General features: G+C 61.4%; 13 protein-coding genes. 11 read left to right on the forward strand and 2 right to left on the reverse strand.

The genetic code is table 11. The annotated features are described in order from the left end of the window. Positions 1-4 precede the first annotated feature (4 nt). From icmH to AC0L3L_RS10195, 11 genes are all read left to right on the forward strand, one after another. The gene (icmH, locus tag AC0L3L_RS10145; protein ID WP_473526264.1) at positions 5-1327 is read left to right on the forward strand and encodes a type IVB secretion system protein IcmH/DotU; all 1323 of its coding nucleotides are present in this window, start codon (positions 5-7) and stop codon (positions 1325-1327) included. Between the two features lies 1 nt (position 1328). Beyond that, positions 1329-4868 carry a type VI secretion system membrane subunit TssM gene (gene tssM, locus AC0L3L_RS10150; protein WP_473637446.1) on the forward strand — a complete coding sequence of 1180 codons (3540 nt, stop codon included), beginning with the start codon at positions 1329-1331 and terminating at the stop codon, positions 4866-4868. Continuing rightward, on the forward strand, positions 4850-5398 hold the full coding sequence (gene tagF / locus AC0L3L_RS10155) for a type VI secretion system-associated protein TagF (RefSeq protein WP_473637447.1): 549 nt from the start codon (positions 4850-4852) through the stop codon (positions 5396-5398). The genes tssM and tagF overlap by 19 nt, the downstream gene beginning before the upstream one ends. Positions 5399-5547: 149 nt before the next feature. Beyond that, positions 5548-6531: a DUF2169 family type VI secretion system accessory protein gene (locus AC0L3L_RS10160; protein WP_473637448.1), complete on the forward strand. Its 984-nt coding sequence runs from the start codon at positions 5548-5550 to the stop codon at positions 6529-6531. 4 nt (positions 6532-6535) lie between these two features. Beyond that, complete coding sequence (locus AC0L3L_RS10165) at positions 6536-7642, forward strand: beta-ketoacyl synthase N-terminal-like domain-containing protein (RefSeq protein WP_473637449.1); 1107 nt, start codon at positions 6536-6538, stop codon at positions 7640-7642. After that, positions 7642-8031 carry a PAAR-like domain-containing protein gene (locus AC0L3L_RS10170; RefSeq protein WP_065006582.1) on the forward strand — a complete coding sequence of 130 codons (390 nt, stop codon included), beginning with the start codon at positions 7642-7644 and terminating at the stop codon, positions 8029-8031. The genes AC0L3L_RS10165 and AC0L3L_RS10170 overlap by 1 nt, the downstream gene beginning before the upstream one ends. A 247-nt stretch (positions 8032-8278) precedes the next feature. Next, the gene (locus tag AC0L3L_RS10175) at positions 8279-8533 is read left to right on the forward strand and encodes a hypothetical protein (protein WP_127210037.1); all 255 of its coding nucleotides are present in this window, start codon (positions 8279-8281) and stop codon (positions 8531-8533) included. Between the two features lie 29 nt (positions 8534-8562). Continuing rightward, complete coding sequence (locus tag AC0L3L_RS10180; protein ID WP_473637450.1) at positions 8563-8997, forward strand: hypothetical protein; 435 nt, start codon at positions 8563-8565, stop codon at positions 8995-8997. Between the two features lie 19 nt (positions 8998-9016). Next, positions 9017-9991 (forward strand): hypothetical protein, encoded by a 975-nt coding sequence (locus AC0L3L_RS10185; protein ID WP_473637451.1) that lies wholly within the window; start codon positions 9017-9019, stop codon positions 9989-9991. Between the two features lie 74 nt (positions 9992-10065). Then, the gene (locus tag AC0L3L_RS10190) at positions 10066-10518 is read left to right on the forward strand and encodes a DUF6484 domain-containing protein (RefSeq protein WP_473637452.1); all 453 of its coding nucleotides are present in this window, start codon (positions 10066-10068) and stop codon (positions 10516-10518) included. An 8-nt stretch (positions 10519-10526) separates the two neighbouring features. Then, the gene (locus tag AC0L3L_RS10195) at positions 10527-11759 is read left to right on the forward strand and encodes a TIGR02270 family protein (protein ID WP_473637453.1); all 1233 of its coding nucleotides are present in this window, start codon (positions 10527-10529) and stop codon (positions 11757-11759) included. A gap of 65 nt (positions 11760-11824) precedes the next feature. Here AC0L3L_RS10195 and AC0L3L_RS10200 read toward each other — a convergent pair whose 3' ends face one another. Together AC0L3L_RS10200 and AC0L3L_RS10205 are read right to left on the reverse strand one after the other, a co-directional pair. Further along, positions 11825-12886, reverse strand: a complete 1062-nt coding sequence (locus AC0L3L_RS10200; RefSeq protein WP_473637454.1) for a HEAT repeat domain-containing protein — start codon at positions 12884-12886, stop codon at positions 11825-11827. A 62-nt stretch (positions 12887-12948) separates the two neighbouring features. After that, complete coding sequence (locus AC0L3L_RS10205; protein ID WP_473637455.1) at positions 12949-15276, reverse strand: type VI secretion system Vgr family protein; 2328 nt, start codon at positions 15274-15276, stop codon at positions 12949-12951. Positions 15277-15405: the final 129 nt, after the last annotated feature.

A 15405-nucleotide genomic window follows, 5' to 3' on the forward strand; every position in this document is an offset into this window, starting at 1 on the left:
GATGATGAGCCGGGATGATCCTTTCGGACTGTCGGAGGATCGCGAACGCACTCGCATACGACTGACCGGCGCGCCGATGCCGCGACCGATGACGCCACTGTTGTCGGGCGTGCCAATCAAACGCTCGCGTACGCATCCCAACACGCTGGTCAACGCATTCGCGCCGCTGCTCGAGTTCGCGCCCGAGCTTGAAAGCGCGCTGCCGCCGGAAAACCCGGAAGCGTTGCGCACCCGGCTGCTCGATGAGCTGGTGCGGGCACGCGACGCGGCAATGGCGGCTGGGTCCTCTCTGGAGCGCGCCGACCAGGCAGCCTGGGTGGTGGCGGCATTGCTCGACGATCTCGCCCTGAACACGCCATGGGGCGGCGCCAGCGCATGGCCGCGCCAGCCGCTTGTGGTGATGCTGCGAGGCGATGTCGATGCCGGCACGCAGTTCTTCACGCGTCTCGACGAACTGGAGCGGCATCCGAACCGGGATCGCGAATTGCTCGAACTGCAATATCATTGCCTGGCGCTCGGCTTCCGCGGCAAATATCGTGTTCCAGGCCGGTCGGGCGACCGCTCGCTCAATGCGGTTCGCGTTGCTGCGGCGCGCTTTCTGCGCGATGCCGACGCCGACGGCGCGCCGCTGTCGCCGAACTGGAAAGGCGTGATCGCATCCGACGAGCCGCAGCGTTTCATCGTGCCGATCTGGGTGATGGGGCTCGGCGCGGCGGTTCTCGCCACGGCAATCTATCTCGGGCTGTCGATGGGACTGAGCAGTCAGGCGGTCGAGCTTTCGACGCTGGTTCGTGCTTTGCCGCCGCCGGCCCGCGGCGATATCAGCCGGACATCGCCACAGGTCGACGCGCCGCCGCCGGAGGCAGTGGATTTCGCGCTGGTGCCGGAGTTTCAGGCCGGAGCGCCGGCCAACCTCAGGGCCGCGCTAAGCGGCACCGAGAGCGTTTCGCTGGCCAGGCTGATCATTCAGGCCTCCAACCCCGAACTGTTCCAGTCGTCGCGGCCGACACTGACGGAAGGCTTCGAACCGCTGATCGGCTCGATCGCCAAAGTGATCCTCGCCAATCAGGAACTGATCGGAAACATCACCGTGGTCGGCCATACCGACAGTATTCCCTTGCAACGGTCCAATCCACTTTCCACCAACCAGCGGCTGTCGGAAGCGCGCGCAGCAACCATTACCGAGATGCTGGTCCAGAACGGTGTGCCGCAGGACCGCATTCGCTTCGAAGGACGTGCAGCTACCGATCCAGTGGCCGACGACAGCACCCGCGCGGGCCGGGCCTTGAACCGCCGCGTCGAGGTGCTGGTCGAAAAGAGGCTGTGAGATGTTCATCCTGCGCTTCCTCTGGGCGGTTCTGACATCGCGCTGGCTGTGGACGCTGATCGGCATCGCGCTGCTTTCTCTGGTCATCTGGGTGTTCGGCCCGATCGTCAGGGTCGGTGCTTACGAACCCTTCGCCTCGGAAAACGTCCGCATCGTCATCATTGCGCTGCTGGTCATCTTCTGGCTGATCTGGCTGATCCTCGCGCAGCGCCGGGCGATCCGAGCCAACCGCATGTTCGTCGCCGAAATCGCTGCGCCAGTGGTGGAGAAACCGCTGAGCCCCGGCGAAGAGAACGTCGCCGCCGTCGGCGCCAAGTTCGCCGAGGTGATGGTCGAATTGAAGCGCCGCAAGCTCGGCGGACGCAAGTTCCTGCGTGAGATGCCCTGGTACGTGATCGTCGGGCCGCCGGCCACCGGCAAGACCACGGCCTTGCGCCAGTCCGGCCTGAACTTTCCGATCGATCTCACCGACGACCTGCAGGGGGTTGGCGGCACGCGCAACTGCGACTGGTTTTTCTCCGAGAACGCAGTTCTGATCGATACGGCGGGCCGCTATGTGCAGCAGGAGAGCCAGCCGGACGTCGATGCGGCGGAATGGCTGGGCTTCCTCGACCTGTTGAAAAAGCATCGCGGCCGCCGGGCGCTGAACGGCGTGATCGTCGCGCTTTCGATCGACGCGCTTTCAGAGGGCGACGAAGCCATCAAGGCGCATGGCCGCAAGATCCGTCGGCGCCTGGCAGAGCTCAACGACCGGCTCGAAATCCGCCTTCCAGTCTATCTGATGCTGACCAAGGCCGATCTGATCAAGGGTTTCGAGGCTTTCTTCGGCGGCCTGTCGACGGCCTCGCGCGAGCAGGTCTGGGGCACGACCTTCGCGCTGGATGCGCGTGTCGACGCAAAGACCATAGAACGGGAAATCGCCACCCTTGCGACGGAACTCGAGCGGCGGCTGGTGCCGCGCCTGGAGGACGAGGACAAACTCGCCGCCCGCGCCGAGATTTTCAGGTTTCCCGCCCAGCTGACGAGCCTGTCCGAACCTATTCAGGTGCTGGTCGAGGCGATGTTCGGCGAAAGCCGCTACGAAGAAGCCGCCTGGCTGCGCGGCCTCTATCTGACGTCGGCAACCCAGGAAGGGGCGCCCATCGACCGGCTGACCGCGGCACTGTCTTCATCCTTCGGTCTTCCGCCGCGACGGGCCATGCCGGCGCCGCGCGTTGAAAAACGCAGCTTTTTCCTGAAGAACCTGCTGACCGAGGTCATTTTTAGGGAAGCCGGCCTGGGGACGTTCGATCCGCTGGCGCAGCGCCGCCGCGCCTGGATCTGGCGTGGCGCTGCGGCAGCCTGTGCCGCCGCAGCCCTGTTGGCCGGTGCGATGTTCACCTGGTCCTACTATGACAACCGCAATGCGATCGCGGCGCAAGCGGGCCAGTTCGAAGCACTGCAGGCGCCGCTGACCGCGGCAGCCGCGAGCCCGGCATCGGTGGAGCAGCCCGCCATCGACAGCGCGCTTTATGCGATGGCCGAGGTCGCCAATGCCCGAACCGCACCGCCGAGCAGTGCCCAGGATCTGCTGGGGCCATCGGCGTCGGCGGAGCTGCTGCGGGCGCAGGCCGACACTTACGAGCACGCGTTGCGCAACGTCCTCGAGCCGCACATGGTCGCTCTGCTCGAGGCAACCATGTGGCGGCAGATCCGCGATCCGGATTTCATGCTGGGGGCGCTAAAAACCTATCGGATGATGACCGGCCTGTCGCAGATGGACGCCGATTTCGTCCAGAACTGGTGGGTCAACGACTTGCCGGAATTCGCACCGGCGGCGCCCTTTCCGACTGCCGACGCGGAAGAGCACCAGCTTGCCGCGATCCGCCGCATGGCGGTCGACGACAGCTACATATCAGCGGATCAGGCGCTGGTTGCCGAGGCGCTGAAAACGGTTTGCACGATTTCGCTGCCGGCGCGTGCCTACAGGCAGTTGCTGGCCGACCCGGCGGTGGCCGACCTCAAGGAATGGATCCCGGCGAATTTCGCCGGTCCCAACGGCGCCAAGGTTTTTGCGCGGCGTTCCGACAAGACGCTGCGCGTCGGCATTTCGGGCGCGTTCACCTATTCCGGCTTCCACGATGCCATCCTCGACCGGGTCGAGGATGTCGCCGCCCAGGCGGCGCTCGATCGGGCGGTCTTCGCCGGCGGCTGTTCGGAAAATTCGGAAACCTCTGTCTCGGCACTGTCGGAGGATATCCTAAAACTCTATTACGAAGACTACATCGCCCAATGGGACAGCATCCTGCGCGATATCAGGCTCGCGCCATTGGCCGACCTGAATGTCGCCAGCGAGAACCTCAAGGACCTTTCGAGTGCCGACTCCGCGCTGAAGCGCCTGCTTACAGCGGTCGTTCAGGAGACCGAGCTGACCCGATCCGATGAAGCGCCGGCCGCCGACAACAAGGCGGCAGCCAAGGGCACCTCGAAACTGCTCAGCAAGCTGGGGAAGCTGGGAAAGATCGTAAAGACAGGGGCAAAACTGCTGCCGCGCGCAGGCTCCGCCAACGAGGTGGACCTTACCGGCAATCTGGTGGCCGAACATTTCAAGCCGCTCAAGGGCGCGATCGCCGAAGTCGACGGCCAGCCGCCGGCACTCGACGCCGCGGTGGTGGCGCTGACCGCACTTTCGAACGTGCTGCAGACGGTCACGGCCAATCCCGATCCGCAGGACGCCATCAAGAAGCAGGGTGGGCTGGCCGAACTGACGGGAGCGGTCGCCAGGCAAGCGCAGATCCTGCCCGATCCGGTCGACGACTGGCTCGGCGGCATTGCCGGCGACACCAGCGGCCTGACCCAGAAGGCGGTCACCTCGGAGCTTAACGCCATCTGGCGCGCCGACATCCTGCCGTTCTGCCAGGCGGCGCTGAACGACCGCTATCCGTTCAGCCCCGAAAGCGCGGTCGACGTCAATGTCCGCGATTTCGCCCGCCTGTTCGGGCCGGCCGGGATGATCGACACCTTCATCAACGACCATTTGATCAGCTATGTCGACACCGCCAGCCAGCCATGGAAATGGCGCGCCGATTTCGGCCTCGATGCGGCGGCTCTGGCGGCGTTCGAACAGGCCAGGCGGATCCGCGACGATCTGTTTCCGGGCGGTACCGGCCCGGTGATGAGTTTTACGCTCCAGCCGACGGACCTGTCGCCCAACGTCACGCGCGTGACGCTCAATCTCGACGGCCAGAACCTCGTCTATTACAACAACGCGACGCGGCCGCAACCGATGACCTGGCCCGGCAAGGATGGCACCGGCGTCATCTCGCTCGCCTTCCAGCCGATCGACGGCTCGCCCGAAGTCATGTTGAACGAAACCGGCAGCTGGGCGTGGCTGAGGCTGCTACGCAGCGGCCGCTTCACCGGCACCTCGCTGTCCGACGTCTACAGCCTGCGACTGGGCACGCAAGGCATGTACGCCGATTTCGAGCTCAAGGCGGCAAGCGTCGAGAATCCTTACAATCTGCAAATGTTCAAGAAATTCTCATGTCCGCCGCAGATATGATCCTGCCCGGCTTTTACGGCAAAATGCCTGCCACCGGCGATTTCGTTACGCGGCGGCTGCCAGCGGATTTTGTGCGCATCTGGGACCGCTGGCTGGCGCAGCACATCGTGCCGCTGATCGGCTCAAAAACCTGGCCGCGCGCCACCGCGCTACGCTTCCTGGCCGGCCCGGCTTCTTTCGGCGCCTCGGCAGGCATTATTCTGCAGAGCGCAGACAGGGTCGGCAGGCAGTTCCCTTTGAGCGTTGTCGCGCAGCTTCCTGACGCTTCAATTCAACTGGCTCGCGCCGATGCGTGGTTTTCCAAGATCGAAGAAGCGGCCATCGCTGCCCAACGGGGCGAGCTGACGCCTGACGAACTGGACACCGCTTTAAGCGTGCTGCCGGTGCCGCCTGTCGAACCAAGCGAAGAGGTCATCAGCGACATGGTGATGTGGACAGCCCGTTCGGACATTTTCGACGTCGACCCGCTGTCGCCACAAGCGACGCTGGAGCAAGTGTTCTCAGGAAGTTGGGAGATTAGGCTGATATGACCGGATCAAATGACGAACATTATTCCCTGAGTGAACCCGCCGGATGCTCTGGCATCCTGTTTCCGAGAACATCCTAAGCCAACGAATTTACCGCCTGAGGGTCCGCCGCCGCCATGTGGGAAGTCAGCAACAGCACCGGGTTTCCAGCGATGGGGAGCTGGGTTCAGGACAAGGCCGCGAACAAGATCTGGCTGGTCTGCGTGAAAGCTACCTTGGACATACAGGCCGACGGAAGCATGCGGCCCTCGGAGAACCAGGTGCCGCCGTTCATACAGGGACAGCCCCTCGACGGCGACTACGAGAAAAGCCTGATCTATGAAGCCGATTTTTTCGGGGTGAAGCCCTGCACGGACGTGCTCGTCAACGGCACCGCCTGGTCACCGAACGGCAAACCGATCACAGAGCTCGATGTAGGATTCCAGGTTGGTCCGGTTCAAAAGCGCCTGAGCGTATTCGGCAATCGCTGGTGGACGGTGAACCTTGCCGGACGACGTGTCATCGCGAGCCCCGACCCGTTTCTCAAGATGCCGATCCGGTATGAAGCTGCATTCGGCGGCTGGGATCGCACTGCCAGCAATCCGAAGGATCATCGCCTGGAGGCGAGGAATCCGGTCGGGCAGGGCTTCATCTCCAACCCGAATGGCTGTCTCGGGCGGCCGCTTCCCAATATCGAGTATCCGGCAAACCTGATTTCGTCCGTCGCTAGCCGCCCCGCGCCGGCCGGCTTCAACGCGGTGCCCTGTCATTGGTCGCCGCGCCGGGAACTCGCCGGCACCTATGACGAGATCTGGCAGAAGACGCGCTTCCCGCTCTGGGCGAATGATCTCGATTCCCACTACTATTGCTGCGCCCCGCAGGATCAACAGGTCGCCGGCTATCTGCGGGGCGGCGAGCCGGTGCAGCTCATCAATCTCTCGCCGAACGGCCCGATACGCTTCCATCTTCCGCGCCTAGTTTTCGGCTTCTCAACGCGCATCAAACGCGAGACGATTCACACCAAATGCACGCTGGCGACCGTGATCCTAGAGCCGGATACTTCGCGCGTGATTATGGTTTGGCAAAGCTCGCTCATATGCAATAAGGACATCGACTATCTCGATCAAACCTCTGTCCGCCTGAAAAAGCTGATGTGATGGAATGACGATGCCTACGCCAAGCGTCGCAGCCTATCTCCCTCGGACGGCAGTCTGGCTGGCCGGCCTTTCAGCGCGGACTCCGGTTGGTCTGCGTCCCGAAAGCGCTGCCGCAGCGGTGCGGGCGGGGATCTCAGCAATTTCCGAGCATCCGTTCTTCGTCGACCGCAATGGCGAGCCCATGCGCCTGGCGCAGGATGCGGTCATCGGCCCCGAGGTGCCGCTGGCAGAGCGCATGAAGGAACTGCTGTTGTCGACGCTGCTGCAACTGCCGCAGGCAGCGGCGCTGTCGGCCAACGGCCTGAGAACGCTCCTGATCATCTGTGCGCCGGAGCCGCGGCCCGGGTTACCGGACGGCATCGCCGAAGTGCTCGGTCGTGCCGTAATGGGACGATTCGGCCCGGCGAACCTGCGCGTGCAATGCCTGGCCAACGGACATGCTGGCGGAATGTTTGCGTTCGGTATGGCCGCCAAGGCGATCGATGAAGGCAAGACGGATCTGGCGGTGGTAGCAGGCGTGGATTCCTATCACGACTATCAAACGCTGGAATGGATGGATGAAACGGGGCAACTCAAATCCGAGGTGAACCGAGACGGCTTCTTCCCGGGCGAGGGAGCGGGCGCGTGCCTGCTGGCACGCCGCAATCTGATATCAGAACTGGGCCTGGAGGCCCTGGCGCAGCTGAGCGCAGTCAGCACCGCGCCCGAGCGGATCACCATCAAGCGACACGGCGAGGACGGGGTTTGCGTGGGCGAAGGGCTGAGCTCCGCCTTCCTCGGACTCGAGCCGGTCATTGGCACAGATCGGCGCAAGATCACCGACACCTACTGCGATCTCAATGGACAGCGCTACCGAAGCGAGGAATTGGTCTACACAATCCTGCGAGTTCAGCATCTTTCAGATGAGGCAACCCACTATCTGCATCCAGCTGACTGCTGGGGCGATGTCGGCGCAGCGTCAGGTCCACTGTTCGCGGCGCTGGCTCACGCCGCCGCCAGCAAGGGCTACAGCCACGGTTCGCGAGCGGCGCTCTGGGCCAGTTCCGAAGGCGGCCAGCGCGCGGTGACGCTGCTGGACTTTTCTGCCAACCCGCCAAGAAAGGCTGCCTGATGGTTTCCGTTGGAGTCAACCCGCCCAAGACGCCGGTGACCGAGGGCAGCATAGACATGGCGCCGGCGGACGTGCCCAATGTGTGCAAGATGCCGGGGCCGCCGGCTCCGTTCGTGCCCGTTCCGCTGCCGAATTTCGGACGCTCCGCCGACAGGCTGTCGGATGCCACCTCGACGGTCAAGATTGAAGGGAAGAAGATAGCCATCAAGGGAAGCTACTACATGAGCGCGCCGTCGCCTGATGTGGCGAGCCAAGGCACCGGCGGCGGCGTGGTGTCGTCGGCTACACAGGGAAAGACCGAGTTCGTCGCGCCCGGCTCGATGGACGTGAAGGCAGAAGGCAAGAACATCCAACTGCTCGGCGATCAGATGACGAACAATGGGAGCTAAGAACTCCGCCACCTCGACCGGTAATAAGCAGGGTCCGGACAACAAGCCGATGCACAAATGCGGCGAGGTTGGCAGCTATGGAAGTCTTTGTAACAGCGGCAAGGCGAGTCGAGCAGACGGGTCGCGGGTATGGGAGCGCGACCACGTTCCGGCGAAGGGAACTTTATATGCACGCGCCGTAAAACGCTTCGGCCCTTTCGACCCAGACGTTGCAAAGTGCGTAAAGGACAAAGTGGAAAGCAGGGGCATGGCTATCGTAATCCCACGCAAAGTTCACCGGGCGGACAGTGAAACATGCGGGAATTTAAACAAACCGCTGATGAAGCCGGACGCGGAAACCAAGCAAAGCATGAAGGATGCCATAAAACGAGACACCGACGCAATACAAGCAGCGTTGGACGACACCGAGTGCGGACCCGCATATGCTGCGGCGGTCAAGGAACTTAAAGAGTTTGATTTCGAAGGAATGATAAAAGAGGCGGTCAAGGAGTGCGAGGGCTGACCATCGATCAAGCCAGTATGGAGGCAGTAATGGATTATCAGAAATGGGTAGACCTGTTTGGAAAGACGAATAACGATCCGGATTTAAAGGAAAATTTGAAACGGTCAGGTGTCACAAAACGTGTGGTTATGCCGAGGGATGAGATCTACCTCTCCGTCGATGTAGATGGAATGACCCTTCAATTTGAGGATGTTGAGCTCTTCAAGGATGTTCCGGGGGGCGCCGGCACATGCGTGCTCACCAGTGTGACCATGCATGTGAAAAGGGAACCTTGGCCGTCTCCTTATGATATCCCAAAAGATGCAACTCGGCCGAGCCTGAGGGAAAGATTTGGAACTCCGGTCGAGCAGGAGGAAGCTTGGGACCAATGGAGAGTGTCAAACAAACTTCTTCTGAAGGCTCGCTACAAAATCGATGGTGACGCTCTCATGAAGGTTACCTTAAGCATGGAAGAACCGAAATAGGGGACGGATACGGCCTGGCATGGACTTCAGCGGAGCTGTAAGCCTTCTTGGGAGATCGTCAACGGATACCGAGGTTCAGGCCTTGATGTCGCGGCTGGCCATTTTGCGGCAGCCGGAAGTCGTGCTCGACGAGAACGACGGATCTGTCCTGAATGCTCAGGATTGGCTTCTGAACAAGAAGCTTGGGGTGGAACTGGGATTCGAGGCGAGAGCGCACCTGCTCGGGCAGGAAATAGAGGATCCCAAGAACGAGCCGATGCTGCTCACTCAGATCTACTTTTACTGCGAGCAATATGATGTCGGCCCGTACCAAGGATCTTTGCCTGCCGGCCTCGTGGCTTCGGACAGCAGGATTTCGGCGCGAGACAGGTTGGCCGCCTACGAGAGCACCCGGCGTTCCTACACCAGGGACACGTGGGAGCTTCCACAGTTTCAGCTCATCATTGGTTATGCAAATGGCGGCACGAATATAGGTTTCGTTTCTTGTCAACTTCGACCGCCGCCAATGCCTGCCGACTACGACGATGCAGCTCTGATACCGTCAACCCCAAATATCATCGCCGCGCTTGGCAAGAAGCTGTCCGATCCCGGACTCCGGCTTATGTTTTCGCCTCTGCGATTGGAGCAAAATCTGGAGGTCGACGATGGCGGCTTGGTTGGAAGATTCGATAAACACTTGGGTCTTTTCCTCCACTTCCGGTACATGGAGGGGGGGCGCGATCTGGCGCTGACCCATGTGCTGTTCTATCGAGAATACGAAGCCGACGGGGCGCGTTGGCCCGGCACGCTTCCGAATGGATTGCACTTCGACGATTCGCCTGAAGTTGTATTTCGAAAGATCACAGCAGAGCCGATCAAGCATTACGACGAGGAATTCACAGGAGACGCAACCTGGAAATTCCCTGAGTATACGTTGCAAGTTTTGTATAGCACCATGAGGAATTACATCCTACGGGTGCAGGTCAGTGCGCCTGGAGTTCTCCCCATAGCATAGCGACGAATTGCGCCGCATTCAGATCACGGCTATCATGCGCCAAAGACATCAAGCTAGTCACAAGGTAAGCACCTGTGAACGATCGCCCCGATTTCGCGCGCGTAGGCAGCGGTCTCAGCGATGGCCTTGTCATCGGCACCTTCATAGGACGCAACAAGTCAGGCGAGCCGATCGTCTCCGTACCGGACGGAATCGAGAGCAGGATGGTTGCTGCCCGCGCTGCAACCATGCTCGAGGCGTCGGATTTCGGGACCGACGTGGTCGTGATGTTCGACGGTGGCGATCCCGACCGCGCCGTCATTCTGGGCCGCCTGCTGCGTCCGAAGCCGGTTCCCGCCGAGGACGTCGCCGTGACGCTGGACGGGGAGCGCCTGGATCTTTCCGCCGAACGCGAGATCGTGCTTCGCTGCGGCAAGGCCAGCATAACGCTGACCCGTACCGGCAAGATCATTCTGCGCGGCACGTATATTCTCAGCCGCTCCTCTGGCCCCAACAAGATCAAGGGGGGCTCGATCCAGCTTAACTAGAGCCTCGAATGTCGCGCCGCGTTATCGAGCATATCGTCGAACAACATGCCGAAGACGCGGCGTTCCTTTGGCTGCAGCGTGACAGGGCGGTCGATGCTCCCGATCAGTACCTCAAGAATTTAAGCCGACTGGACGACCGCCTGGAGGCACATATCGACGGGCTTCGTGTTGCGGGCGAGTGGGGCTGGCAGGTAGCCGAGAGGGCCTTCGACCAGTATCAGGAGCCGGGCGAGACTTTCGTGGCTGCCGTCCTTGCCTTCGAGAGCCTGTCCGAAAACAGGATTGGCTACGTTCTGAATCTCGCCGAGGCATCTCCAGATTTATTCCGAGCCACAGTATCGGCCCTGGGCTGGGTCGAGCCGTATCGAATTCAAGAATGGGTATGCTCCCTTTTGGAGGATTCGCGCCCCATCCGGCGCCTGCTTGGTTTGGCCGCGTGTTCAGTCAGGCGGATCGACCCCGCGAGGCGCCTGTCAGAGTTGCTGAACGATAGTCCGGCGGTGCGAGCCAGAGCCTTGCGCCTGGCCGGGGAAGTTGGGCGCGTCGACCTGCTCTCCGACATCAAGGCGGCCCTAAATGACCCGCACGAAACTTGTCGATTTTGGGCCGCGTGGTCCTGCGTGCTGCTGGGCGACAGGCATGAGGCACTGGAAATCTTGCGGATGCACGCCAGCGTCGACGGGATTGGTTGGAAGGGCTTGCAACTTCTGTTGCGCGCCGTGGATCATCCAAGCGCCGTGCAATGGCTGCTTAGTCTGCGTGGGGATCGTTCGAAGGAGCGTCTGATTGCTGCCGGGGCGGGCATCCTGGGGGACCCCATCTTCGTGCCGTGGCTGACCACACGCATGCGCGACTCGAAGCTCGCACGGCTGGCCGGCGAAAGTTTTGAGACAATAACCGGAATGTCAATCGAGCGCGAAGGGATGCATATCAAGCCGCCGGCTGACGTGGATTTCGAGAATGCGTCGCCAGCCGACTATTTCGCTCGCGACGAGGACTTGGTCTGGCCCGATGTCCGCAAAATTCGCGAATGGTGGCGGCGCAACCAGACGGACTTCAGTCAGGGCAAAAGGTATCTGCAGGGCAAGCCTCTGGCGGCGGCGAGTCTGGCGGAGATCTTTGCAAACGGGACGCTGCGTCAGAGGCGATGCGCTGCTCTTGACTTGGCGTTAAGTGCGCCGGACGCCTCACTGGCCAACAGCTCGGCACGTTCGCTCAAGCGGCTCGCGCCAGTTCGTTGAGACTCGACAGTGGTCCTGTGATCCGTGCGGCCCGCCTGGCGCCTCGCTCATTTCATTCATTCCGTCTATTTGATGTGTCCTTGGCGCTGTCCCCATTGCAGGACTTTGCCGGCAAGCGGGACACTTACGGCCTGACCACCAAAATACTCCTCGAAGCGAAGCCCTGCCGCGCCAGGATCATTCGTAAAGAGATCGCTCTCTTGCCGCGCCTCGGGAAACAGTTCCAGAAACGATGCGCCCGCGGTCACGGCAAGGGCGGGATTGCCCATCTGTTCAATCAACCACGGCAGGATCGATCGATCGCCCAACATGCCAGCCGCTCTCACCCCGAGAGAGGCGCTCTGCGGCGAGGTATACAGCGAGCCTATCCAGCTTCGCGCTTCCTTCATCGGCGTCGCCTTCACCGCAGCTCGAAGCGCGCTCAGCGCGTTGTGGTCGCCTTGCACTGCTACCCTCCTCAGTTCAGGAACAGCGAGGTCGCCCGAGCCAAGCTCGCTCAAAGCCCAGGCAGCCCAGAAACGTACCTGCTGGTCCTCATCGGAACCCGCATTCCTGACTTCGCCCGTCAGGTCGGCGCGACCGAGCTTTGCGACCAGCCGAAGGCTCGCCGCACGTACTGACGTGTCGGGATCGCGCAGTCGCAACGACAGGATCTGTTTTGGATCGACGCGGTGTTCGAGGCAGGCCGACACGCCCAGGAACCGCTTGAACGGATCACGCGCGTCATTAATCCACGCTCGCACCCATGGCGCAATTAGGCGAGGCGCATGCCATGCCAGCGCGCCGAGCAGGCCACCTGGGCCGTCGATCGCGGTGCGACCAATTTCAACTGCTTGCGCGACATAATCGGCGCTCTCGAATTCGAGAGCCGTCCAAGACACGACGAAGAGTTCGCCCTTGCCAGGCGACGCCTCATGGAGGGCGAGGACACAGGGCCAAGCCGCCCGGCTGGCGACCCTTATGCCATCGAGACTTATTTCCAATCTGTCGTCTATGGCCGCTACGGCGTCCAAATCTGGAGGATCGTCAAGGGCTAAACTGTCCCTTTGTGCCCACAACGACGCCGCCTGCTCAGCATGCTGCCCTACAATATTCTCTAGGATGATCATTCGGGCAAAAGCAGCCATTCTCTCACGATACACGATGTTGTTAAGGCGCTACCCCGCCATCAATGAAAACAAGGCTTCCGCTAGTTTTCGTGGATTTTGGAACCCTTCATGGTGATGTCGCTCGATGCCTTGATATTGATCTTTCCGGATCCGTTGACGGTAATGTCTTTGCCCTTGATGATGATATTTCCATCCTTCTTCATGGTGATCGAGGCGCTGCCACACGTCAGCGAAATCGAATCCCCGGCGTCGATCGCAAAGTTCTTGCCGATCTTGAAACTGCCGTCGTCGGCAACATCCACGGCACTAGCCTTGCCGACCTTCAGGGTGTGCCCGCCGCCGACGTCGGTCGCGTCGTCCGCGCCGATCTTCAACTTGCGGCCTTTACCGATTTCAAAATTTTGGCCACCGCCGACCTTCTTATTCTGGTCCGCAGCGATGCTGATATTCTGGCTTGCGCCGATCTTCCAGGTATCCGAGGCGCCGATGCTGTGGCTCTGGCTTGTCCCAACACTGACCGACCGCGTCGCCCCGATCGTGTTGCTCTGCAATCCGCCGACACTGCGTTGTTCCGCCGCGCCCACTGAATCCACACGCGCCGCGCCCACCGTGATCGTCTGCACAAGCGCCACGGTCTGCGTGTGATTGGCCCCGATCGTCTCCGTAGAGTTCGCCCCAATACCGATCGTCTCGTTCGACCCCACCGTCAGCGAGCGATTGACCCCCACCGTCTCGGTGTCGTTGTTGCCGATATCGGTGGTCTGGTCGACGCCGACCTTGACCGTCTTGTTGTTGCCGACGTCCTCGTCGAGGTTGTGGCCGACGGAGTGCTTGGCGTCGTGGTCGATGCGGTCGGACTGGTCGTGCTGCACCAGCTTGGTGCGGTCGTTCTTGATCAGAAGGTTGTGGTCCTTCTGTGCCTGGAAATTGACCAGTTCGGAGCCGGCCTTGTCCTCGAACATCAGCTCGTTGTAACCGCCGCCGCCTTTCGACGAGTCGGACTTCCAGCCGGATTGCGTGGCGTTGCCCGGCAGCCCGTAGGGCGGCATCTGCGAGGCGTTGTAGACGCGGCCGGTGATGATCGGCAGATCCGGGTCGCCTTCGATGAAGTCGACGATCACCTCCTGGCCGATGCGCGGGATCTGGATGAAGCCCCAGCCGCTGCCGGCCCAGGTCTGCGACACGCGCACGAAGCATGAGCTGTTCTGGTCCTTCTTGCCGAGACGGTCCCAGTGGAACTGGACCTTCACCCGTGCATATTTGTCGGTGAATATTTCTTCGCCGGATGGGCCGACCACCGTCGCCGTCTGCGGGCCCCGCATGATCGGCCGTGTCGTGACCCGCGGCGGGCGATAGGCCAAGGCGGTCGGCGCCACGCCGAGGATCACCTTGAAATTCTCGCTTTCGACGTCGGCAAGGGCTCTGTAGCCCGGATCGAACAGCCTGTATTCGGCGCTGACCACCAGATACTCCTGGTTCTGGTCTTCCCTTGGGAAGCCGTCCAGCTTGAACGTACAGCCCGAATACAGGCCGCGCACGGTGCCGACTGCAGCGATGCGCTGGTGCACTGCCTGGATTTCCTCGCGCCGGATCGCGGCCAGGCTGTCGCCGCGGCCGACGTCGAGATGCGCGCCGGGCTGGCGGTAATTCTCGCCCGCCGCCAGCTTGTGACCGAACGGCTGGGCGGATTTGGCCATCAGATCGGCGCCCGGCTTCTTGAAATCATAGTCGGTATGGACATAGGCACCTGGCCGCACCGAACTGCCCGGAATCCATTCCGTGATGTATTCGACATCGCGCCGGGAGCCCTGCCCTTCAAAGTGATAAGGCACCTTTTCATAGCCCGGCGCCGGCTTGAGCTTGTTCATTGCGTCTGCAAGGACAAGCGTATGCTTGCCCTCGTCATGCTCGAAAAAGTACAGGATGCCTTCGTGCTCGAGCAGCCGCTGCACGAAATCGAGATCGGTCTCGTCATACTGGACGCAGTACTCACGCGGCGGATAAGACCCTTGCAAACGCTTCTCGAATTTTGCCGTGCTGTATTTCGAGAAAACCTCCTCGACGATTTCGATGACGCTCATGTTCTGGAAGATACGGCAGTCGGTGGTATTGCCGAGAAACCAGAGCCATGGCCTGATGACGGCTTCGTAGTAAGCCAGACGGTCCTCAATCCGGGTCAGCCGAAACTCGGAGACAAGGCCGCTGAACCAGCGTTTCGGATCGGATTCACCTTCGACCGAAACAGCACCGCCCAGCATCTTCAGCGGATCGATGTCGGGGCTGCTGCTCACGAACCCGACCGTATAGGCCAAACAACGACTGATCTCATCGCGCCCGATAAGATGCGTGAAGGTCAACAGGTCAGCGCCAACCGGCGTCTGCACAACCGTAGCACGTTCGTTCGGCATGGGTCGCGCCCCCTCCCGCCGCTCGTTTCTGCTTAAGCCTAGCACATGTCTTCCAGCGACCAAAGAGGACCGCTTGCTGACTGCAGCGTGGTCACGTTCAGATTCATCGACTTGAACGCTTCTGTGCCG

It is taken from the genome of Mesorhizobium sp. WSM4849, assembly GCF_055811385.1.

Coding starts and splice junctions, on each gene's coding strand:
- tagF (WP_473637447.1), top strand. CDS start 4,850: ATGTCCGCCGCAGATATGATCCTGCCCGGCTTTTACGGCAAAATGCCT.
- AC0L3L_RS10185 (WP_473637451.1), top strand. CDS start 9,017: ATGGACTTCAGCGGAGCTGTAAGCCTTCTTGGGAGATCGTCAACGGAT.
- icmH (WP_473526264.1), top strand. CDS start 5: ATGAGCCGGGATGATCCTTTCGGACTGTCGGAGGATCGCGAACGCACT.
- AC0L3L_RS10170 (WP_065006582.1), top strand. CDS start 7,642: ATGGTTTCCGTTGGAGTCAACCCGCCCAAGACGCCGGTGACCGAGGGC.
- AC0L3L_RS10180 (WP_473637450.1), top strand. CDS start 8,563: ATGGATTATCAGAAATGGGTAGACCTGTTTGGAAAGACGAATAACGAT.
- AC0L3L_RS10200 (WP_473637454.1), bottom strand. CDS start 12,886: ATGGCTGCTTTTGCCCGAATGATCATCCTAGAGAATATTGTAGGGCAG.
- AC0L3L_RS10160 (WP_473637448.1), top strand. CDS start 5,548: ATGGGGAGCTGGGTTCAGGACAAGGCCGCGAACAAGATCTGGCTGGTC.
- AC0L3L_RS10195 (WP_473637453.1), top strand. CDS start 10,527: ATGTCGCGCCGCGTTATCGAGCATATCGTCGAACAACATGCCGAAGAC.
- AC0L3L_RS10175 (WP_127210037.1), top strand. CDS start 8,279: ATGGCTATCGTAATCCCACGCAAAGTTCACCGGGCGGACAGTGAAACA.
- AC0L3L_RS10205 (WP_473637455.1), bottom strand. CDS start 15,276: ATGCCGAACGAACGTGCTACGGTTGTGCAGACGCCGGTTGGCGCTGAC.
- AC0L3L_RS10165 (WP_473637449.1), top strand. CDS start 6,536: ATGACGATGCCTACGCCAAGCGTCGCAGCCTATCTCCCTCGGACGGCA.
- tssM (WP_473637446.1), top strand. CDS start 1,329: ATGTTCATCCTGCGCTTCCTCTGGGCGGTTCTGACATCGCGCTGGCTG.